The sequence below is a fragment of the Campylobacter sp. BCW_6461 genome (genome assembly GCF_001762735.1).
In the GTDB taxonomy this organism is placed as follows: Bacteria; Campylobacterota; Campylobacteria; order Campylobacterales; family Campylobacteraceae; genus Campylobacter_D; species Campylobacter_D jejuni.
On record NZ_MJXJ01000028.1, the window covers coordinates 82,138 to 102,420 of the forward strand.

Genomic DNA, 20,283 nt, shown 5'->3' on the forward strand with positions numbered 1-20,283 from the left:
TTTGATATTAGCAGGGATAATTTTTATTTTTAATCTAATTTTAGCGTATTTAAGTATTGATATCTCAAAGCTTGATAGTGTTACTGAACAACTGAAAATAGGTATGTTTTCTAGCATTTTTGTTTTATCTTTAACACTTTTTATTTTTGCTTTTAGGCAAAATAGAAATATAAACAAAATATATCAAAAAATTTTTTGCATCCAAAATGATTTTTTAAATTTTCAAAAAAAGATTGATGTTGATAGTGCGCTTGATTTGTTAAAGGAAAAATTTGAAACTACGAGCCAAAATTTAACTAAAATATCCCATGAAAAAGATAGATATTTGCATTTATTGGAGGAAAATTTATATCAGCTTGTAAATATATCTAATGCAATGCGTTGCTTAAATGAAGGGTATAATAAAGAAATTAATTCTTTGATTTTAAATGCCTTAAATTCTCAAAAAGATCAAATTAGATTAGAATTAAATGAGGCTTTAGAGCATCATAAAAGCATTATAGGAACATCTCATGGAAAGGTTTTGCAATTTGAAGCAAGTGTGGCCATAGTTAATAATGATGAGCTTGAGAATTTTTTACTTGCAAATTTACTTTCGTATTTTGGCGTAGAAAGCACTTGTTTTAAAAATTTAAGTTTTGATGTTAATGACTTTCATTTGATTTTTATCAAGGATAAAATTTTCAATAAAAATGTAAAGAAAAATTATGATTTTATAGTGATGGGTCGGCATAAAAATACACATTATGAGTATTTTTTAACTTTACCTTTTGAAAAAAAAGATCTTGAAAATATTTTGCAAAACAAGCTTGATAAGGTTTGCACTTTAAAATTTAAAACCCCTTATCAAAATAATGTATTGCTTTTTAAACAAAATGATTTTGATGCAACCTTGTTTTTTAATATAATAGAAAAACAATGTGATAAAAATATATGTATAAATTCTTTTAGTCAATTAAAACAAGAATTAAGCAAGGAGACTTATCGTTTGATTTTACTTGATTATGAATTAATTAAATTTGATCTTGAGCAAATGAGAAATTTGCTAAGTGCTTATAAAAAACAGCATCCACAAAGCCATATCATCTTTTTTTCAAAGGAAAAAGTTAGGGATTTTGATTGTGTGAGCGAAGTTTTAAGTGATGTAAGTAGAAATGATCTTATAACTTTACTTAGAAAGTATTTGCCAAAGGCCTAAACTTTATAAAATTTAACTCCAGCTAAATCGAGAATTTTTACCTTTTTTTCTTTGATAAGTTGATTTAAGAGAGTTTTGGATTGTTCATCAAATTTCACTTCAATGTCTATTTCGCTTTGTGAGCGCAAATGAAGCATTTTTAATAATTCTTCTTCATTGAAGCTTAGTTTTTCACCTTCATAATGTCTTTTGGCTAAGAGTACGGGAGTAGAATCTATAAGTTTAGAAAGTTCTAAAAGTTTTTCTTCGCTTACTTTTTTAACAGCATAAGCAGGAGGTCTATCTATGGTGCTTAGATCAACTCTTAAAGGCATGATTTTTTTTAAAGCTTGATTAAGTGCTTCAAATTCTTCTTCGTTGTCATTAAGATCTTTAACAACTAGAATTTCCATAATCAAATCTCCATTAAACCTAGCTCTAAAATCTGCCATTTTTTCTATCATTTTTTCTAAGTCAATGTTTTTTAAAGCTCTATCAATACGATAAAAAGTTTTAGCAACTGCACTATCCAGGCTAAATTTGACCACATCTAGTTTTAGCAAAGCATTAAATTTGTCTTCATCTAATACAGCTGTACCATTGCTTAAAATAAGCAATTTTTTATCTTTAGCAATGCTGCGTAAAGATAAAATAAGCTCATTTAAATAAGGATAAAGACTAGGCTCTCCGTTGGCAGTAAGGGTAAGAAAATCAAATTCAACATTTTTTTCAAGCATAACTTTAACTTCGGAGATAATTTTATCTATGCTGATAATTTCATCCTGTTTTTCTTGGGCTTTTTTTGGATCAAGCTCGCAATAAACACAATCAAAATTGCATTGTTTTTTACTAGGGCTTAAATCTATACCCAAAGATCTTCCAAAACGCCTTGAGCTAACAGGACCAAAGAGTATTTTCATTTAGCTGAACTTTCTTGTACAAGCTTGATAAAATATTTTGCATTTTCAACAGGAATATCAGGCAAGATCCCATGTCCTAAGTTGAAAATATGAGCTTTATTTTGCATGGTTTTTAGTATTTTTCCGACTCCTTCTTTGATGGCATTTTTATCATAAAGTCTACAAGGTTCCATGTTGCCTTGAAGAGTGTATTTGTGCGATAGTTTATCACGTGCTAAATCAAGCGGAGTGCTCCAATCAACTCCAAAAACATCAAAATTACCATCGATTCTATCCAAATAACCGCTAATGCCTTTAGGGAATAAAATTACAGGTATATTTGGGTATTTGCTTTTAATAAAATTTGAAATTTCAAGCATATAATTAAAAGAGAATTCAAAAAACTTATCATATTCTAAAGCACTTGCCCAGCTATCAAAAATTTGTATAGCATTAGCACCTGCTTTAATTTGCTCTTCTAAATAAAGTTTTAAAACTTGAGTTAGTTTGTTTAGAATTTTATGTAAAAGTTCTGGGTTTTGATAAAGCATTTTTTTACACTTTGCATAATTTTTACTTCCACTTCCTTCTATCATATAGGTAGCTATAGTCCAAGGGCTTCCGCAAAATCCTATTAAAGCCTTGTTTTGAGATAATTTTTCTCTTGTAAGCTTTAAGGCATCATAGACATAATTTAATTTTTTATGTGCATTTTGATCGTCAAGTTTTTCTAAATCTTCTAGGGTTGAAATAGGATTATCAAAAACAGGCCCTTCTCCTTTTTCAAAACGTAAATTCATACCCATTTCAAGAGGAACAACTAAGATATCTGAAAAAATGATTGCTGCATCTACATCTAAAATATCAATAGGCTGTAAAGAAACTTCAGAAGCTTTTTTATAGTCTTTGCATAAAGAGAGAAAATCACCCGCTTGTTTTCTTACTTCCATATATTCTGGCAAATACCTTCCTGCTTGACGCATCATCCAAATAGGGGTGTAGGGTGTAGGTTTTTTAAAGCAAGCATCGATAAAAATCATTATTTTCCTTTGTTTTTAGCAAAATTATAACAGAATTTGATAAATTAAATTGGTCAATTTTTCTATATTTTCTTCATATAGAGGAAATAATAAATTTTTTCATTTTATCCAGAGTTATTAGAAATTTTACGAGAATTATTGGAATTCTCGTTTATGTAGTTTGAGTTTTGATTGATTTGTATATTAAGCCTTTGTATTGTTTGTGGCATTTCCTGCGTCAATTGTAGTAAAAAGCTTATTTAGCAAAGTCTCCTCATTTTTTTTGTATTGATCTTCTCTCATTTTTTGCCAAGCATAAGATCTAAAATCTTCTCTAACAGCACCAAGATCAATGTCTTCGTTAGTAAATTTGCTTGAGTTTGTTTTTTTATCTTCCTTTTCTTCTTTGTTTTTTACTTCATTTAATGTGGCTTGAAATTCATCTGCCGAAGTATTTTTTTCTTTAACTTTAGTTGTGGTGCTAAAGATAGCATTTGATGTTTTTTGAGTATTATCTACTACCATTTTCTCCTCCTTTATTTAACTTTACATTAAATAAGCAAGCAATTTCTATTCCAATTTATACCTTTGTAAAACTTTTTCTTTGAAATTTTTTATAATTTAATTTATCTTTGGCAAAAAGCAAGGCAAAAATCAAAGCAGGGCTTACAAAAAGTGCTGAAAATAAAGCATTAAATTCTATACCCAATCTTGCTAAAACAATCCCACCTAAAAAACTTGCTAAAGCTATGCCTACATTAAAAGCTGCTTCATTCACACTTACTGTACTGTCTATGACTTTATAGGTATGGCGTTTAGCTTTAGTAATGCTAAGCATTTTTAGTGCAGGTATGGTTGAAAAGGCAAAAAATCCTATCAAAGCTACGCTAAAAATGATTAAAATTTTAGAATGCATGGTGAGAAATACACTTAAAAATACTAGAACTTGTATGCTTAAAATAAGACGCAAAGAAAAAATAGCACCTTTTTTATCTACTATTTTTCCGCCCCATAAATTCCCACAAATTGCACAAATTCCATATAAAAGCAAGATATAAGCTGTATCTTGGACTTTAAAACCGCTTATTTCTACAAGTATTTTTTGCAAATAAGTATAAAGAACAAATTGAGCCCCACAACTACAAATGGTTATAGTATAAGTTTTTAACAAATTTTGATGAGAAAAAGCAGGGATTAGATTTTTAAGACTGGTTGGGCTAGGATGTAAATTTTTGGGCATCATATGCCATACTCCAAAAAATGCTAGACTTGTAATGATAAAAATGAGTAAAAAGATAAATTTAAAGCCAAAATAATGCCCTATAAAAGTTCCAAGCGGCACTCCAGTAACTAAGGCTACAGTAAGCCCTGTGACCATTATAGCTAGAGCACTTGATTTTTTATCATCTGGAGTTATAGCACTTACAGCTAAGGTGGCAATGACAAAAAATACCCCATGTTGTGTTCCTGCTATAAAGCGTGCAAAAACAGTAAGATAGAAATTTTGGCTAAAAAAGATGATGAAATTTGCTAGAGCAAAAATTCCAAGATTGATTAAAAGTTGTGTATGTCTATGAAAACGACTTAAAGGTATGGTGATAAGAGGAGCACCTATAACAACACCTATAGCATATAAGGTTGTAAGATAGCCCGCGGTTTTTGCATCTACGCTAAAATACGCTTCAACATCAACCAAAACTCCTGCCATAACAAATTCAGTTACGCCCATACAAAAAGCACTAAGAGCTAGTGCAAAAAGAGCTTTTTTGTAATTTTGCATTTTAAGTTCCTTATAAAAAATAAAAACGCATTATAATAAAATAAAGGCTTAATTTCCTTAAAAAATTCAAAATATTTTTGTTAAAATAAAATAAAAATTTTAAAGGTAAATAATGAAAAAAATTATTTTATTGTTTGGTTTAAGTTTGGCGAGTTTAGGGGCTTTGAGTTTTGATGAGCTTATTTATAAAGATGAAGTAAAACCTAGTTTTGATTGCTCTAAAATCAAATATGATGGCAAAAGTGATGATGAGCTTATGATATGCAATAAAATTGGTGTGCGTAATGAATTTGATAATAAAAAACTTGCTTTAGTAGATAACATCTATAGTAGTTTATATCAAAATATTTCAAAAAAAGCAGATAAAAAGACGAAAAAAGATTTTAAAGCCATTTCAAAAAGATGCTTAAAGAAAGAAAAATTTGTATAAAAAATATGCAAAATACAAAAGCAGGGGAAAATCCTATTTTATCTTTACTCAATGCAAGTGATTGCATGCAAGAAGCTTATATTAAGGTTTTATTAGAACTTATGCAAAGAGCAAAAAAAGATACAAAGACTAAAGAAGTTTTAGAGCAAATTTTTAAAAATAAAGTTGATAAATATGAAAATTTACTCACTCAAAGTTTAAATACCAATAAAGATTTGCAAGATTTTATAGACAGCTTAGCTAAAGAAGATTTGATTGATTCTAGGGCTAAATTTAAGCTTTAGAATGTAAATTGATTGCAAATTTGGCCGCTTCAAAATAACTTTTAGTGTTGATTTTAGCATTTTTATAGGCCTTATCAAAGGCCGTGCCATGATCAACGCTAACGCGTATGATAGGTAAATTTAAACTTACATTGATGCTTTTATCAAAATACAAGGCCTTTAAAGGAGCAAGGGCAAGATCGTGATACATAGCCACTAAACGATTGCAGTTTTTTAAACCAGTCTTAGTAAAAGCTGTATCAGCCACTAAAGGATGGGGTAGATAAACGCCCTTGCCTTTAAAATTTAAAAGCAATTCTTTTTGCAAATTTTCATCTTTTAAGGCTTTTTTGAAAAATTTTTCATCTTTTTTAGAGTGTAAAAAGGCATTAACAAAGGCTATAGCTTTTTCCATGATCTTTTCTTCTTCTCCGCCTATAACTCCATAATCTCCAGCGTGAGGATTAAAACCTAAAAGCCCCATTTTTTTAAAATGCGTTTCTTTGTAAAAATCTTTTAAAAAGATACTTAAATTTTTAAAAGTGATTTTTTTACTCACCTTAGCTAAAGGTATATGTTCGCTAAAAAGCCCTACAAAAAGTTCTTTGCAACCTAACATCATAATGGCATTTTTTTTAAAAAAATCCCTTAAAGCATCGGTGTGTCCTTTGTATTTAAGTCCTGCATCTTCCCAAGCTTTTTTGTGTATAGGTAGAGTAAGCAAGGCATGGGCGTGTTTTTCATAGACAAAATAACTTGCCGCCTTAAAACTTAAAAAACCATAAAGTCCACTTTTTGTATCTATTTCTCCGGCTTTGATTTCAAAATTTTCATCCACTTTAAAGTCTAAAGGAAGGTAGAAAGAGTAAATTTCAAGAGAATTTTCTTTTTTTACAAAATTAAACTCATAGTCTTTTCCATCTTTAAAAGCTACGATTTTTGCATTAAAAAGTTTTAAATTTAAAAGTTTTGAAGCTTTATCAAGCAAGCTTTCGTGGATAAAATAAAAAGGTGTGCAGATTTTGCTTAGTTCTTCATGAGAACGCACTAAAATTTCAAGTCCTATGCCGTTTATATCGCCTATACTAATGGCTAGTTTTTTCATCTTTTAATAAGTTCTTTCATTTCCAAAATAGCGTTTTGAAGTCCTGTAAATACAGATCTTGCTACAATGCTTTGTCCTATATTTAGCTCGCAAATTTCTTTAATTTTTACTACGGGTTTTACATTTTTGTAATTTAAACCATGTCCTGCGGCTACTTTTAAGCCAAGTTCTAGGCCTTTTTTGGCACAGAGTTCTAAATTTTGTAATTCTTTTTCAAATTGAGCTTGCAAGGTTTTTTTATCTTGATTGAGTTCTTTTAAGGCAAAAGCAGTATGAGAGATATTACTAAAAAGTGCGTTGTGCAAATTCGCATAATGTCCTGTATGAAGCTCTATGAATTGGGCTTTTAAAATTTTTGATTTTTCTATATCTTCTAAACTAGGATTAATAAAAAGTGAAACTTCAATGTTTGCATTGTGAAGTTTTTCTATGCTTTGTTTTAATTTAGCATGATTTAAACAAAGCCCCCCTTCTGTAGTAAGCTCTTCTCTTTTTTCAGGCACTAAAGTAACGCGGTGGGGTTTGAGTTTAAGAGCTAAATTTAAAATTTCATCATTTAAAGCACATTCTAAATTGACAGGGCTTTTGCAAAATTTTATAATATTTTCCAAGTCAAAATCCTGAGCATGACGGCGATCTTCTCTTACATGCAAAGTGATTTGATCTCCGTGTCTAGCTACTATAAAAGCAGCTTCTAAAAGATCAGGATCATTTACCATTCTAGCTTGTCTTAACACTGCAATATGATCGATATTTACACCTAAAAGCATATTTTTCCTTTAGAACTTTTTTGCTATTATACTATAAAATCAAATAAGGAAAGTCATGTTAGGTATAGATCTTGGTTCAAATACTTTAAGAGCAGTACAAATGGACGAAAAATTAAATAAATTAAAAGAATATGAATTTGTTATTGGGGCAGCGAAAAATCTAAATCAAAGTGGAGAAATTTCTAAAGAAGCCATACAAAGATTAAAAAATACTTTGAGTATTTTAGCTAAAGAGCAAGATTTAAGCAAAGCGAGAGCTGTAGCGACTGCAGCTTTTAGAAAGGCAAGCAATACAAATGAAATTTTTGCCCATTTAAAAAAAGAATTTGGGATTGATTTTAAGCTTATAGATGCCAAAAGTGAAGCTAAGATCAGTGTTTTAGGTATGCAATCAGGTTTAAGAAGGCTTAAAATTTGGGGAGAGTTTGCGTATTGTGATTTAGGAGGGGCTTCTTGTGAGCTTTCTTTTGGAAAAAGTTTTAAAAGTTTTGATTTTGGTATTATTAGTTTTTATGAAAAAAATTACCATTCTTATTATAAATCTTGTATTTCTTATAAAAAATTAATAAAAAAATATCCTAAATTTATCATAAATATTAAAGATAAAAAACTTAAAATCCATTTTTTAATTGCAAATCCCTATTTAAAGCATTTAGCTTTTAGGGCTTTTGATGAGGTGGCTATGATTAAAAAGGAGCTTCGTTCTTTAGGAGTTAAAACGGTGGTTTTAAATTCCGGAGTTCCTACTACACTTAGCGCATTAAAACAAAATATAAGCTATGAAAAGTATGAAGCAAGTAGAGTAAATGGCAAAAAACTTTACCATAAGGATTTTTTAAATTATGCTATTAAACTTTTTCATATGGAAGAAAAAAAGGCTATAAAAGAAGTAGGCGCGATGAGAAAAAATTATTTGAGTGCAGGTTGTTTGCTGTTTTATGCTTTGTTTGATAAACATAAACTTCTAGTCATTGATGAGGGTTTAAGGGAGGGGGTTTGTTTAGCGAGTATGAAAAATATAAAATTTTAGTTTTTTTGAAATTCGAAAAAATGAAATTTTTCATCAAAATTAAAAAATAAAATTTTAGCTTGAGATAAAAAACTTTCGTAAGTTTTAATGTTTTTATTTTTTGTGTATTCTAATAAATCTTCAAAACCAAAATCCATTAAAGCAAGACTTTGTTTTTTAAAAGCTAAAGGTTTAAAATCATATTCTTTGATGAGTTTTTGAAGATGAGTAAAATTGACATTATAAGTTAGATCGCTTTTGCCGAAAAAATCTTTTAAAGATACTTCAAAAGGGCTAAAAACTTCGTGCTTTTGATAGATTCTTAAGCTAAAACTTTGTGGATTTAAAGTTCCATAGTCAAGTCCCGAAAATATAAATCTCTCACAAGTTTGGTTTAAATCTTTAAAAAAATTTTCAAGCTCTAAACTGAGTTCACCTTTTTTAAGATTTAAAGCTTTGCATTTTGTGATTAAATTTTCATCCATATTTTTAAAAATAAGTTTAAAATTTTCTACAAATGCCATTTTATCATGATCTATAAGTTCGCAAGCAAAACTATCAAAAAGTTCATTGCAAAAGAAAAAAGCGTTCTTAAAATGGCATTCTTTAAGACTATTTTTGTGAGTAAATTCCACTCCTTCTAAAGTCTTTTTTTGTAAAGTTCTTAATTTTTCATGCGGCTCTATGACGAAAAAAGAAATTTGAGAAAAAATTTCAGGTCTTAATTCAAGCAAAGCGGCTAAAAAATCACGACTTAAATATCCTTCATTAGCGCCTATTTCTACAAGTTCTAAAGGGAGTTGTAAAATTTTTTTATCTATTAAATTTAAAAAATGCTTGGCTAAAAGTGTGCCAAAAAGATTTCCTACGCTTACAGCAGTAAAAAAATCTCCGTTTTTTCCTATACTTACAGCATTTTTATAATAGCTTTCATGGAGCCAAGCATGGAAAAAGTCACTAAATTTCATTGAAAAATAGCATTAAATTTGGATACAAAATCCAAAGGATCAACTTGTTTGCCTCCAGCTAAAATTCCAAAATGCAAATGCGGCCCACTTACCCTACCTGTAGCCCCACTAAGTCCTATAAGTTCACCTTTTTTTATCTTTTGTCCTATTTTAACATCGATTTTAGAAAGATGATAATATTGTGAATAAATTCCAAAACCATGATCAATGACTACTGAATTTCCTGCGAAATAACGATCTTTTGCAATTTTTACTACACCTGAATTGGCTGCATAAATAGGTGTTCCTATGGCAGCTCTAAAGTCCGTTCCGCTATGATAACTTGCTACTTTTTCATTAAAAGTTCTTGCTTTGCCAAAATCACTTGTGATAAAAGAATTTAAAGGTATATTAAAAGCACCGTTAAATAAAGCTTTTGGAGTATAAGAACTATAAATCGCATTGGCTTCTTTTAATTCTTTAGTGATGCGTTCTTGTATGGTTTTTGGTGGAAAAATCTTTTTGTTTTCAACTTGCAATTTTTCACTTTTATAATTACCTTCTAAAGTTTTTATGAAAATTTCTTCTTTTTTATCTTTATAAAATGCGATAAGTTTTGTATTTTGCGGGGGATTTTTGTAAGGTAAGGAAAAAATAGCTAGAACTTTTTCTTGATTTTTAGGATGTGTAAAAGTGGGAATATTTTTACCATTATTTTTTAAAGATAAAAAATCTTTCTTATCTAGCTCCAAAAATAAAGCTTGACCTTTGATGAGTTCTAAATTTTGAGCTCCAAAAAGCCAAAGAGTAAGGCTTAAAAAAAGCCATAAGGCTTTCATAAGCTTAACTCTTTAAGATCGGCGATTTTTAAAAACTCCGCATAAATTTCATAAACCAAAGCTTGGCGATTATTTTTAAGTTTTTCATCTTCAGCATTAATCATCACTTGATTAAAAAACTCATCAATAAAAGGCTTAAGTGCAAAAAGATTTTCAAGTTTTTCTTGTAAAGAGTTGGCTTTAGTTTTTTCTTGAAAAGCTTTGTAAAGTTTACTTTCTGCTTCTTGAACAAAAAGACTTTCATCAACTTTATGAGGATTTTTAGTGGCGATATTGGCTAGTCTTTTAAAGGTTGCAAAATTTTCATTAAAATTATCTTTTTTGCTAAGTTTTATAAGAGCATTTACGCTTTGATTGATATGGATAAGATCTGTATTTTGTGAGCTTAAAACCGCTTTTACAAAAGAAGCATTGACTGTATAAAAAGTATAAAGTCTTTCAAAAATAAAATCTTTTAAAATTTGCATATCAAAGCTTTTATAATGATTTGAAAGTTTTTCTAATAAAATTTGGATATCAAATTTTTTATTTAAATTTAAAGCAATTTTAATGATCCCATTGGCAGCTCTTCTTAAGGCATAAGGATCCTTTGTTCCGCTTGGAATTTTTCCTATGCTAAAAAGTCCTATAAGGGTATCAAGCTTGTTTGCAAGGGCTACTATGCTTGAAAATTCTGTACTTGGAAGTGGAGCTTGTTCGGAATTAGGAAGATATTGTTCTTTGATGGCTAAGCAAATTTGATAATCTAAGCCCATTTTTTGCGCATAATAACTTCCCATAATGCCTTGCAAATCAGTAAATTCATAAACCATTTGTGTGGCTAAGTCTGCTTTGGCGTATTTTAGTGCTGTGCTGATATTTTCGATTTTATCATTATGGAGCATTTGACATAAAATTTCAGCAATTTTAATCTCTCTTAAACTTTTATCTTGCATTGTGCCTAAACCTTCAAGATAGGTCATTTTGGCAAGTTTTTCGGGTTTTAAGCCATTTTGTAAATCATTTTGATAAAAAAACATTGCATCGCTAAGTCTTGCACGCAAAACTCTTTCATTTCCATGTATGATTTTTGAATAATCCTTACATACTGCATTACTTACTACTATAAAATGATTACTTAAGCCTTTATCGTTAAAAACTGCAAAATAACGTTGATTTTCTCTCATTGAAGTGATGATTACTTCGCTAGGAATTTCTAAAAATTCTTCTTCAAAACTTCCTAAAAGTGCATTAGGATATTCTGTGATAGCAACTACTTCAGCTAAAAGCTCTTCATCTTCTCCAATTTGTATATTTTTTTGACTTTCTATGAGTTTAAATTGCTCAAGTATTTTTTCCTTTCTTTTGATTGGATCAAGGATGATATAGTTTTTTTCTAGTAGTTCAAAATATTCTTTTGCATTGTTAAAATCTTGCAAATCATAACTTACGCTTCTGTGAATGAAAGTTTTTTTAGTACTTTTTACTCCATAGCTTTGAAAATTAACAAGTTCATCATTTAAAATGCAAGCTATAGAACGGATCGCACGGATGAATTCAAAAGAATTTGCACCCCAGCGCATACTTTTGCCAAAACTAAGACTTTTTAGAAATTTTTCTACCATTTCTCCTAAAATTTCTTGACTTTGCAAACCTTTAATAGCTTTTTGATGGTACAAAACTTCCTTGCCTTTGATTTCTTTAAAAGAGAGTTCATTTTCACTGATCCTTGCTTTTTGCAGGAAGCTTTGTCCCGCAGGAGTTAAAACTCCATCTTTATAAGCAACATTTTTAGGTGCTCCTATAAATTCAGCAAAGCTATCTTCTTGTTTGTCTGCAAAATTTTCATGAAAAAAAACTAAACGACGCGGAGTATAATAAAATTTAAAATCACTTACCAAGCGGTATTCTTCTAAAACATTGTTCCATTTTTTTTCTATATTAGCTAATTCTTTTAGCAAAGGAATAGCAGGTAATTCTTCTGTACCAATTTCTATTAATAATTCACTCATAATTTACTCTTTTTAAAATTTATTTCTAATTTTAACTAAAATTTCATTAAAAAACTTATAAATACTTTTGCAAAAAGCCTTTAAGTTCACTAGCGTTGCTAAATTCATTTTCTTTTAAATTTTTTTGATACCATTTGGCATGAAAATAAGGCAAATTAGCATTTTTAGCACATTCTTTATCTTTTTGACTATCTCCTATAAAAACGCTTGTTTTATATGGAGTCTCGCTTTTTAAAAGCTCTAGCATCATAGGATGAGGTTTGGGTTCTATGCCTAAACTTACGCCTAAAATTTTATCAAAATAAGGAATGATATCGTGTTTTTTAAGTATGTTTGAAAGTGAGCTTTGCGGGGCGTTAGTAGCAATAGCTAAAAAACAATTTTTGCTTTTTAAAAATTCTAACAGTTCTTTCACTCCTTCAAAAAGCACCACGCTTTGTTCATAGTGTTTGACAAAATATTTTTCGTAGCCTTCTTTAAAACTAGAATGATGGAAATTTTCTATATTATAAAGTTCTTTTGCCCAGTCAATATTAGGAGTATTGATGGTTTGCATAATGATTTCTCTTGAAAGTGGGGCTAGGTTTAAATCCTGTCTTATTTCATTGACTGCACAAGAAATGGCATTTGCGCTATCGATTAAAGTTCCATCCATATCAAAAAATACATTAATCATTCATAATCCTTTAAATAATTTTTGTGTTTTTCTTTTTTCTCACCTTGTTTTTTTTGCTTATCTAAAGCATTGGCAAGATTTAAAAGTTCGCTTTTTTCTTTGGAAAAATCTAAACAAGCATTGACAAAAAATTCAAGATTTTTTGCATAGGTTGAGTTAAGATTTACCGCGGGATTTTTTTTAAAAAATTTAGCATTTTTTAGCATTCTTTCTTCAAATTTAGTTTTATCAAAATCTTCTTTTTTAAGTGCAGATATAGCGCCATTGAAAAATTTTTCAAGATTTCTTAGGTATTTTACGCGTAAGGCTTTTTCTTCATTTTTTGTCAAAATTCTTCCTTAGGTATTTTTATGAATGCGGCATTCTAGTGCTTCTTGAACTAAATTTCTAGCGATTACTTTTTCAGAGCGAATGATGCGTATATTTTCATCTATGCTAGAAAAAAGCATCTTTTTTAAAGTTCCATTTACATGAATGATGGTGTCTATAGGTTTTGGATAATTAGCTAGCACTTGACATAAAATTTCAAGTTTAGCTTCATTTGTAACTGTGATAATAGCTACGGCACATTCTTCTATATTGGCAATTTTTAAGGTTTCTTCTTGAGCAGCATTGGCAAAAACGACATTTTCACCTCGACTAACTCCAAGTTCTACTAAATTTAAATCACTTTCTAAAACAAGATAAGGTACGCCTGTGTTTTTGATTTTTTGTACGACTTCTTGTCCTAAGCGTCCGTAGCCAAAAACAACAAGATGATTTTTAAGCTTGATATTGCTGTCAATATTTTGCACAGCGTTGGTATTAAGTGCTATATCTTCTACAACATTGGTAATTTTTCTTATATTGTTTAAAATAAAAGGTGTGATAATCATGGTTAAAATAGAAACAACAATTAAAATTTGTGAAGTTTTGATATCAAGCATATTTTTTGCTTGTAAAAGAGAAAAAATTGCTAGGGCGAATTCGCCAATTTGAGCTATGGCAAAAGCTGTTTTAAGCGCTACTCTTTTTTTGGTGTAAAGAAATAAAAAGCCAAAAACTATGCCAAATTTTAAAGCCATTACAAGAAGGGTTAAAACTATGATTAAAAACCAATTTTGTGCCACTACATCAAGTTGAATTTGCATGCCTACAGTTATGAAAAAAAGCCCTAAAAGCAAATCTCTAAATGGGATCAAGTCCGCTTCTATTTTGTGTTTATATTTTGTTTCTGCTATCAAAGCACCTGCTATAAAAGCACCCAAAGAATAAGAAAATCCAAAATAATTTGCTAAAAAACTTGCTCCAATAACCATAAATAAAACAGTACTAATAAAAATTTCTTGAGAAGAAGTGTGGATAATGAGTCTAAAAATTCTATCCACTAGATATTTACCTATGAAAAATAATAAAGTGATTAAAATAAGCGCTGAAATTAAAGTGGTAAAAAGGAGTTTTTCTATGTTTTGATTGTTGGATGAAAAAATATCTACAAGCAAAAGCAAAGGAATAACGGCTATATCTTGAAAAAGCAAAATTCCCAATGCTTTTCTACCATATTGCTCATTGATATCGCCATTATCATTTAAAATTTTAAGCACCACTGCGGTTGAAGAAAGCGCTAGTGCAAAGCCTACTATAGTAGCGCTTTTATCTCCAAGTCCTAAAATTCCTATAGCAAGTAACATAAAAACAAAGCCACAAGTAAGCATCTGCAAAGAGCCGTTTAAAAAAACTTCTTGTTTCATTGCCATTAAATACTTAAAAGAAAATTCAAGCCCTATAGTAAACATTAAAAACACTATACCAAATTCGGCTATATGAGTGATTTCGCCTTTGCCACTTAAATGATAAATTTCAGAAATGATTTCTCCAGCAGCTATATATCCAATGATAGTTGGAATTTCAAATTTTTTAAATATGACATTTAAAACTATAGCTATAGCAACGGTGATTAAAAAAATTTCTAAAAAATTATCCATTATTTTTTATTTTTTCTCATAAAAAATCAAATCAAAGCTATTTTTATGCTTAACAACGGCTTTACTAGCCGCTTCTTTATTTTGTTGTTTGCTTAATTCTAAGCGTAGTTTATCAATTAAATTTTCAAATTCGTGAAGTTGGTTTTTCAATTTTAAGATAACATCTACTCCAGCAAGATTGATTCCCATGTCTCTTGTTAAACGCAATATAAGTTTAATACGGTCAATATCTCTTTGAGAATAAAGTCTTATTTTGCCATCGGTTCTACTTGGCTCTATCAATCCTTCTCTTTCGTATTGCCTTAAGGTTTGTGGATGTATGCTTAAAACTTTAGCCACAACACTGATTAAATATACAGGTTCATCATAATGCTGTTCCATATTTTATTCCTTTCTTTAAGGTAATTTTTCTTTTAAGAGTTCTATAAATTTTTCATCAAGGGTATCTAAATTTGGCAAAACAACATTTAAATTCAAATACATATCCCCATAAATATTACTTTTTCTATTTTGCACCCCATAACCTTTTAAACGAATTTTTTGGTTATTTTTTGAATTAGGCGTTATGTTAATTGTTGCTTCTTCCTTGCCTTCTTTGAGTGTTTTTATATTTATTTTTCCACCAAAAAGTGCAGTTTTTAAAGAAATATCAACCTTTTGATATAAATCATCATCTTCTCTTGTGTAAATAGGACTTTCTTCTATTTTTACAATAATGATTAAATCGCCTCTAGCTCCATTTCTGCTTTGTTTTCCTTTAGAGCGAATTCTTAGTTTCTCACCTTCTTTTATACCATGTGGAATTTTAAATTTAATGGTTTCGCCTTGAAAATTAAAACTATGTTCCCCGCCTTTAACAGCTTTTTCGAAAGGAATGTGAAGCTCTAGATTGCTGTCTAAAATTTCTTCTTCAAAACCTCCAAATCCTCCAAAACCACTGCTAAAGCCTTTTGAAGAAAAGCCGTTAAAACCCCCTCTTGAGCGTCCACCAAAGCCTCCTCCAAAGAGATCTTTTAAAATATCGTCCAAATTTACCCCACCAGTATTTCTTGAAAAATCATGAAAACTTTGTCCACCAAACATAGAATCGCCGTATTGGTCATACTGAGCTCGTTTTTTTTCGTCACTTAAAATTTCATAAGCAGCATTAATTTCTTTAAATTTTTCTTCAGCACCTTTTTCTTTGTTGATATCAGGATGATATTTTCTAGCTAGGCGACGGTAAGCTTTTTTTATTTCATCTGCACTAGCGTTTTTGCTAACTCCAAGAGTTTCGTATAAACTATTCATGTTATATTTCCTTAAAAATTTTTACTTGATTATTATAGAGGATTAAATTATAACATAAACTTTAGCCTAAGTCAATCAAGTTTTATAAATTTTTATCACTCAAGGTTTTATTTACAATTTTGTAAATTTTCGGTTTTATACTATGAAGACAGTAAAATATTTTACGAGATAATTTATCTTTAAGAACAAAAGGAAATAAAATGAAAAAGATTTTTTTATCATTAAGTTTAGCAAGTGCTTTATTTGCTGCAAGTATTAATTTTAACGAATCGACTGCAACGGCTAATCGTGTGAATCCTGCTGCTGGAAATGCAGTGCTTTCTTATCATGATTCTATTAAAGATGCAAAAAAATCAGTGGTTAATATTTCCACCTCAAAAACTATTACAAGAGCAAATCGTCCAAGCCCTTTGGATGATTTTTTTAATGATCCTTATTTTAAACAATTTTTTGATTTTGATTTTCCTCAAAGAAAAGGAAAAAATGATAAAGAAGTGGTGAGTTCTTTGGGATCAGGGGTGATTATTTCAAAAGATGGTTATATAGTAACAAATAATCACGTTGTAGATGATGCTGATACGATTACAGTGAATTTACCAGGAAGCGACATAGAATATAAAGCAAAACTTATAGGTAAAGATCCAAAAACAGATTTGGCTGTTATAAAAATAGAGGCTAATAATCTTTCAGCTATTACTTTTACAAATTCTGATGATTTAATGGAAGGAGATGTTGTTTTTGCACTTGGAAATCCTTTTGGAGTTGGTTTTAGTGTTACAAGTGGGATAATATCTGCTTTAAATAAAGACAATATAGGTTTAAATCAATATGAAAATTTTATACAAACAGATGCTTCTATCAATCCAGGAAATTCAGGTGGAGCTTTGGTGGATAGTCGCGGATATTTAGTAGGTATTAATTCAGCTATTCTTTCTCGTGGTGGTGGAAATAACGGCATAGGTTTTGCCATACCTTCAAATATGGTTAAAGATATAGCTAAAAAACTTATTGAAAAAGGCAAGATTGATAGAGGATTTTTAGGTGTGACTATTTTAGCTTTGCAAGGTGATACTAAAAAAGCTTACAAAAATCAAGAAGGAGCTTTAATCACTGATGTTCAAAAAGGTTCAAGTGCTGATGAAGCAGGGCTTAAGCGTGGAGATTTAGTTACTAAAGTTAATGATAAGGTTATAAAAAGTCCTATTGATCTTAAAAATTATATAGGAACTTTAGAGATTGGTCAAAAAATTTCATTAAGTTACGAAAGAGATGGAGAAAATAAGCAAGCAAGTTTTATTCTTAAAGGTGAAAAAGAAAATCCTAAAGGCGTACAAAGCGATTTGATTGATGGTTTGAGTTTGAGAAATTTAGATCCAAGACTTAAGGATCGTTTGCAAATTCCAAAAGATGTTAATGGTGTTTTGGTTGATAGTGTTAAAGAAAAGAGCAAAGGAAAAAATTCTGGTTTCCAAGAGGGTGATATTATCATAGGTGTTGGACAAAGTGAAATTAAAAATTTAAAAGATTTAGAACAAGCTTTAAAACAAGTTAATAAAAAAGAATTTACCAAAGTTTGGGTATATCGCAATGGTTTTGCGACTTTGCTTGTGCTTAAATAAAAATAACGGAAGGATTTTCCTTTCGTTATAAATTTTAGTTTAAAATTAAAATTAAGTTTAAAATAAAGGAAAACTATGACAAATATTCTTATGATAGAAGATGATTTAGAATTAGCAGAAATTACAGCTGAATATTTGGAAAAATTTGATATGAAAGTTGATATAGCTCATGAACCTTATATAGGTCTTTCTAAGCTTGCATTAAAAGAATATCAGCTTATCATTTTAGACCTTTCTTTGCCAGGGCTTGATGGGCTTGAAGTGTGTGAAGAGATTCGTAAAAAGTATGATACGCCTATTATTGTTTCAAGCGCAAGACATGATATTACAGATAAGGTTAATGCTTTAGAGCTTGGAGCAGATGATTACCTACCAAAACCTTATAATCCAAAAGAATTACAAGCACGCATTAAAAGTCATTTAAGACGTATTTCAAATACAAAAAGCGCCATAGCAAAAAGTGTAAAAGATCTTGTTTATGATCAATATAAGCATATTATTACCATGAAAGGACAAGAGCTTACTTTAACTAATGCTGAATTTGATATTTTAAGCTATTTGATTAAAAAAGAGGGTGGAGTGGTAAGTCGTGAAGAGCTTGTTTATAATTGTTCTTCTATTAGTGAGGATTCTAGTAATAAAAGTATAGATGTTATTATCAGTAGAATTCGTCAAAAGATGGGAGATGATCCAAAAACTCCAAAATATATTCACTCTATACGTGGAATAGGTTATAAGCTTACTCAATGAATAAATCTTCGATTTTTTATACTATAACTTTTATTTTTATTTTTGCTGGGGTTAGTGTTATACTTGGCTTTTTGTGGCTTATAGAATACGATCAGCAAAATTATACTAGAGAATTAAACACAAAATATTCTTTGATAGCTAATGCAAGGCTCTTAAATTTTGCAGGAGTTATCAGTGAAAAAGAATTTGAAGAGCAGACAAAAAATTATAATAAAATGGATGAGATAACAGAAGCAAAGCAGATCCGTAAAATTCTTTTTAGAGGTGATGTTTTAGCTAGGGTTGAGGTTAACAATGGCTTAATCGAGATTATTTCTTATAATAGACAGGTGTATTTAAATATTATTTATGATGGAAAGGTTTATCTTTATAAGGATCAAGATTATCAAACCTATAGGTATTTTATTATCAAAGCTATAGCTGTAGCTGTGATTTGTATTCTTGTATTGCTTTATATTTATATATTTAAAAAATTAAAACCACTTAAAAGACTTAAAAAACAAATTGATAAATTTGCCCAAGGAAAGCTTGGTGATATAGAAGATGTAAGCACTGGGGTGGATGAAATTTCACAAGTAAGTGAAGCTTTTTATCAAGCTATTGTTCAAATTCGAAAGTTAAACCAATCTCGTCAGTTTTTTTTAAGAAATATTATGCATGAACTCAAAACTCCTATTACTAAAGGGCTTTTAACTTTAGAAATGATAGAAGATAATAAATATAAAGAGCGCTTAAATGGGGTTTTTACTAGACTTGAAATTTTAATTAATGAATTTGCTGCTATTGAGCAAATTACTTCAGGGGCTGCTTTTATAAATAGAAAAAAATACAATATTTTAGATGTTTTAGATGAAGCCAAAGAAATTGCAATGCGAGATGATAGCAATATACGTATTTTTATGGAAGAAAGTTTTTTTGTAAATGTGGATTTTAAACTTTTTACTACGGCGATTAAAAATATGATAGATAATGGTATTAAACATTCTGAAGATGGGTTTGTGCAAATTGATATTATAGATGATTATATTTGTTTTAAAAATCGTGGTCCTGAGCTTAACAATACTTTAGAATACTATACTCAAGCTTTTACTCAAGGATCAAAACAAAAATCAAGTTTTGGATTAGGGCTTTATATTGTAAATACTATTTTAGAAACACATGGAATGAAGCTTGATTATTTATATGAAGATGGGGTAAATTTGTTTTATTTTAGAAATTTAAAAAGTGTTATTGTTAAGGAGTAAATTAATTTTTTTACATAAAAAATGCATTTTTGTGAAAAAACCCTTGACAAAGTTTTTTAATTTCACTATAATCACATTTTACTTTTAAATATTCCGGATTAGCTCAGCGGTAGAGTAGTCGGCTGTTAACCGATTGGTCGTAGGTTCGAATCCTACATCCGGAGCCACTTTTTTAACTCCATTTTTAATATTCATAAATGTATTTTAATATAAAAAATTAATAAGTCTTTATCACAAAAAAATTGTGATAAAGTTTTTTATTTTGTTTGTTTAAGATTTTTGACAATTTTATCTATTTTTTTACTTGCCTTTTGATAATCCCCATCTTTAAGTTCTTCTAGGGCATTAACAGCAAAAGAAAAATCTTCAACTTCATTAAGATAAGCCTCTATGGCTTCTTTTACTATGGTTGATTTTGGTTTAGAAAGATTTTTACTTAAATTATCCAAACGCTCCTTAAGCTCTAAAGGCATTCTAAAAGAATAAGTTTTTACATTGCGTTTCATTTTAT

General features: G+C 29.6%; 20 protein-coding genes, 1 tRNA gene and 1 pseudogene. 7 read left to right on the forward strand and 15 right to left on the reverse strand.

What is annotated here, in order from left to right:
- Nucleotide 1 precedes the first annotated feature (1 nt).
- Entirely contained in the window at nucleotides 2-1,198 is a 1,197-nt protein-coding gene (locus AJ882_RS08785; RefSeq protein ID WP_011049913.1) for a hypothetical protein, read from the forward strand.
- Here the strand turns inward: AJ882_RS08785 and AJ882_RS08790 are convergent.
- The 4 genes from AJ882_RS08790 to AJ882_RS08805 form a co-directional block, all read right to left on the reverse strand.
- Entirely contained in the window at nucleotides 1,195-2,097 is a 903-nt protein-coding gene (locus tag AJ882_RS08790; protein WP_002853556.1) for a radical SAM protein, read from the reverse strand. The two genes, AJ882_RS08785 and AJ882_RS08790, sit on opposite strands and share 4 nt — an antisense overlap.
- Nucleotides 2,094-3,116: a uroporphyrinogen decarboxylase gene (gene hemE / locus AJ882_RS08795; protein WP_002859305.1), complete on the reverse strand. Its 1,023-nt coding sequence runs from the start codon at nucleotides 3,114-3,116 to the stop codon at nucleotides 2,094-2,096. The genes AJ882_RS08790 and hemE overlap by 4 nt, the downstream gene beginning before the upstream one ends.
- Nucleotides 3,117-3,299: 183 nt before the next feature.
- Nucleotides 3,300-3,620 carry an invasion antigen CiaC gene (gene ciaC / locus AJ882_RS08800; RefSeq protein WP_002853224.1) on the reverse strand — a complete coding sequence of 107 codons (321 nt, stop codon included), beginning with the start codon at nucleotides 3,618-3,620 and terminating at the stop codon, nucleotides 3,300-3,302.
- A gap of 55 nt (nucleotides 3,621-3,675) precedes the next feature.
- Nucleotides 3,676-4,875, reverse strand: a complete 1,200-nt coding sequence (locus AJ882_RS08805) for an MFS transporter (RefSeq protein WP_011049912.1) — start codon at nucleotides 4,873-4,875, stop codon at nucleotides 3,676-3,678.
- 112 nt (nucleotides 4,876-4,987) lie between these two features.
- Between AJ882_RS08805 and AJ882_RS08810 the strand changes: the two are divergent.
- A pseudogene (locus AJ882_RS08810) lies at nucleotides 4,988-5,589 on the forward strand (hypothetical protein).
- Here the strand turns inward: AJ882_RS08810 and pdxA are convergent.
- Both pdxA and AJ882_RS08820 read right to left on the reverse strand, forming a co-directional pair.
- Nucleotides 5,579-6,673 carry a 4-hydroxythreonine-4-phosphate dehydrogenase gene (pdxA, locus tag AJ882_RS08815; RefSeq protein ID WP_011049909.1) on the reverse strand — a complete coding sequence of 365 codons (1,095 nt, stop codon included), beginning with the start codon at nucleotides 6,671-6,673 and terminating at the stop codon, nucleotides 5,579-5,581. The pseudogene AJ882_RS08810 and the gene pdxA overlap by 11 nt on opposite strands.
- Nucleotides 6,670-7,443: a pyridoxine 5'-phosphate synthase gene (locus tag AJ882_RS08820; RefSeq protein ID WP_002859302.1), complete on the reverse strand. Its 774-nt coding sequence runs from the start codon at nucleotides 7,441-7,443 to the stop codon at nucleotides 6,670-6,672. Before AJ882_RS08820 ends, pdxA begins: the two co-directional genes overlap by 4 nt.
- A gap of 55 nt (nucleotides 7,444-7,498) precedes the next feature.
- On the opposite strand from AJ882_RS08820, the gene AJ882_RS08825 reads away from it, so the two are divergent.
- Nucleotides 7,499-8,473: an exopolyphosphatase gene (locus AJ882_RS08825; protein WP_002876796.1), complete on the forward strand. Its 975-nt coding sequence runs from the start codon at nucleotides 7,499-7,501 to the stop codon at nucleotides 8,471-8,473.
- Here AJ882_RS08825 and AJ882_RS08830 read toward each other — a convergent pair.
- From AJ882_RS08830 to AJ882_RS08865, 8 genes are read right to left on the reverse strand one after another with little or no spacing between them, the layout of a single operon-like run.
- On the reverse strand, nucleotides 8,470-9,420 hold the full coding sequence (locus AJ882_RS08830; protein WP_070279746.1) for an SAM-dependent methyltransferase: 951 nt from the start codon (nucleotides 9,418-9,420) through the stop codon (nucleotides 8,470-8,472). The genes AJ882_RS08825 and AJ882_RS08830 overlap by 4 nt on opposite strands.
- A complete protein-coding gene (locus AJ882_RS08835; RefSeq protein WP_002869646.1) occupies nucleotides 9,417-10,238 on the reverse strand; it encodes a M23 family metallopeptidase in 822 nt (273 codons plus the stop codon). Before AJ882_RS08835 ends, AJ882_RS08830 begins: the two co-directional genes overlap by 4 nt.
- The gene (gene glyS, locus AJ882_RS08840; RefSeq protein WP_002869645.1) at nucleotides 10,235-12,229 is read right to left on the reverse strand and encodes a glycine--tRNA ligase subunit beta; all 1,995 of its coding nucleotides are present in this window, start codon (nucleotides 12,227-12,229) and stop codon (nucleotides 10,235-10,237) included. The genes AJ882_RS08835 and glyS overlap by 4 nt, the downstream gene beginning before the upstream one ends.
- Before the next feature lie 55 nt (nucleotides 12,230-12,284).
- Nucleotides 12,285-12,905, reverse strand: coding sequence for an HAD family hydrolase (locus tag AJ882_RS08845; protein ID WP_011049907.1), 621 nt, complete (start codon nucleotides 12,903-12,905; stop codon nucleotides 12,285-12,287).
- Complete coding sequence (locus AJ882_RS08850; protein ID WP_011049906.1) at nucleotides 12,902-13,234, reverse strand: hypothetical protein; 333 nt, start codon at nucleotides 13,232-13,234, stop codon at nucleotides 12,902-12,904. The genes AJ882_RS08845 and AJ882_RS08850 overlap by 4 nt, the downstream gene beginning before the upstream one ends.
- 9 nt (nucleotides 13,235-13,243) lie before the next feature.
- The gene (locus tag AJ882_RS08855) at nucleotides 13,244-14,869 is read right to left on the reverse strand and encodes a cation:proton antiporter (RefSeq protein ID WP_070279749.1); all 1,626 of its coding nucleotides are present in this window, start codon (nucleotides 14,867-14,869) and stop codon (nucleotides 13,244-13,246) included.
- Nucleotides 14,870-14,875: 6 nt separating this feature from the next.
- The gene (gene hspR, locus AJ882_RS08860) at nucleotides 14,876-15,250 is read right to left on the reverse strand and encodes a heat shock transcriptional regulator HspR (RefSeq protein WP_011049905.1); all 375 of its coding nucleotides are present in this window, start codon (nucleotides 15,248-15,250) and stop codon (nucleotides 14,876-14,878) included.
- Nucleotides 15,251-15,265: 15 nt separating this feature from the next.
- The gene (locus AJ882_RS08865; protein ID WP_002907589.1) at nucleotides 15,266-16,159 is read right to left on the reverse strand and encodes a DnaJ family protein; all 894 of its coding nucleotides are present in this window, start codon (nucleotides 16,157-16,159) and stop codon (nucleotides 15,266-15,268) included.
- Nucleotides 16,160-16,359: 200 nt separating this feature from the next.
- Here AJ882_RS08865 and htrA point away from each other — a divergent pair, with 200 nt between their 5' ends.
- The 4 genes from htrA (at nucleotide 16,360) to AJ882_RS08885 (ending at nucleotide 19,939) form a co-directional block, all read left to right on the forward strand.
- Complete coding sequence (htrA, locus tag AJ882_RS08870; protein WP_002860448.1) at nucleotides 16,360-17,778, forward strand: serine protease HtrA; 1,419 nt, start codon at nucleotides 16,360-16,362, stop codon at nucleotides 17,776-17,778.
- A gap of 75 nt (nucleotides 17,779-17,853) precedes the next feature.
- The gene (locus tag AJ882_RS08875) at nucleotides 17,854-18,528 is read left to right on the forward strand and encodes a response regulator transcription factor (RefSeq protein WP_002853196.1); all 675 of its coding nucleotides are present in this window, start codon (nucleotides 17,854-17,856) and stop codon (nucleotides 18,526-18,528) included.
- The gene (locus AJ882_RS08880) at nucleotides 18,525-19,772 is read left to right on the forward strand and encodes an ArsS family sensor histidine kinase (protein WP_002853241.1); all 1,248 of its coding nucleotides are present in this window, start codon (nucleotides 18,525-18,527) and stop codon (nucleotides 19,770-19,772) included. Before AJ882_RS08875 ends, AJ882_RS08880 begins: the two co-directional genes overlap by 4 nt.
- Before the next feature lie 92 nt (nucleotides 19,773-19,864).
- Nucleotides 19,865-19,939 (forward strand) — tRNA-Asn (locus tag AJ882_RS08885).
- A gap of 90 nt (nucleotides 19,940-20,029) precedes the next feature.
- Here AJ882_RS08885 and AJ882_RS08890 read toward each other — a convergent pair.
- Nucleotides 20,030-20,278, reverse strand: a complete 249-nt coding sequence (locus tag AJ882_RS08890; protein WP_002853192.1) for a ribbon-helix-helix domain-containing protein — start codon at nucleotides 20,276-20,278, stop codon at nucleotides 20,030-20,032.
- Between the last annotated feature and the right edge of the window lie 5 nt (nucleotides 20,279-20,283).

Bases quoted from the DNA above. Each gene is read 5' to 3' on its own strand.
- pdxA (WP_011049909.1), bottom strand. From the start codon at position 6,673: ATGAAAAAACTAGCCATTAGTATAGGCGATATAAACGGCATAGGACTT.
- AJ882_RS08865 (WP_002907589.1), bottom strand. From the start codon at position 16,159: ATGAATAGTTTATACGAAACTCTTGGAGTTAGCAAAAACGCTAGTGCA.
- hspR (WP_011049905.1), bottom strand. From the start codon at position 15,250: ATGGAACAGCATTATGATGAACCTGTATATTTAATCAGTGTTGTGGCT.
- hemE (WP_002859305.1), bottom strand. From the start codon at position 3,116: ATGATTTTTATCGATGCTTGCTTTAAAAAACCTACACCCTACACCCCT.
- AJ882_RS08855 (WP_070279749.1), bottom strand. From the start codon at position 14,869: ATGGATAATTTTTTAGAAATTTTTTTAATCACCGTTGCTATAGCTATA.
- AJ882_RS08845 (WP_011049907.1), bottom strand. From the start codon at position 12,905: ATGATTAATGTATTTTTTGATATGGATGGAACTTTAATCGATAGCGCA.
- glyS (WP_002869645.1), bottom strand. From the start codon at position 12,229: ATGAGTGAATTATTAATAGAAATTGGTACAGAAGAATTACCTGCTATT.
- AJ882_RS08825 (WP_002876796.1), top strand. From the start codon at position 7,499: ATGTTAGGTATAGATCTTGGTTCAAATACTTTAAGAGCAGTACAAATG.
- AJ882_RS08790 (WP_002853556.1), bottom strand. From the start codon at position 2,097: ATGAAAATACTCTTTGGTCCTGTTAGCTCAAGGCGTTTTGGAAGATCT.
- htrA (WP_002860448.1), top strand. From the start codon at position 16,360: ATGAAAAAGATTTTTTTATCATTAAGTTTAGCAAGTGCTTTATTTGCT.
- AJ882_RS08830 (WP_070279746.1), bottom strand. From the start codon at position 9,420: ATGAAATTTAGTGACTTTTTCCATGCTTGGCTCCATGAAAGCTATTAT.
- AJ882_RS08805 (WP_011049912.1), bottom strand. From the start codon at position 4,875: ATGCAAAATTACAAAAAAGCTCTTTTTGCACTAGCTCTTAGTGCTTTT.
- ciaC (WP_002853224.1), bottom strand. From the start codon at position 3,620: ATGGTAGTAGATAATACTCAAAAAACATCAAATGCTATCTTTAGCACC.
- AJ882_RS08890 (WP_002853192.1), bottom strand. From the start codon at position 20,278: ATGAAACGCAATGTAAAAACTTATTCTTTTAGAATGCCTTTAGAGCTT.
- AJ882_RS08820 (WP_002859302.1), bottom strand. From the start codon at position 7,443: ATGCTTTTAGGTGTAAATATCGATCATATTGCAGTGTTAAGACAAGCT.
- AJ882_RS08875 (WP_002853196.1), top strand. From the start codon at position 17,854: ATGACAAATATTCTTATGATAGAAGATGATTTAGAATTAGCAGAAATT.
- AJ882_RS08880 (WP_002853241.1), top strand. From the start codon at position 18,525: ATGAATAAATCTTCGATTTTTTATACTATAACTTTTATTTTTATTTTT.
- AJ882_RS08835 (WP_002869646.1), bottom strand. From the start codon at position 10,238: ATGAAAGCCTTATGGCTTTTTTTAAGCCTTACTCTTTGGCTTTTTGGA.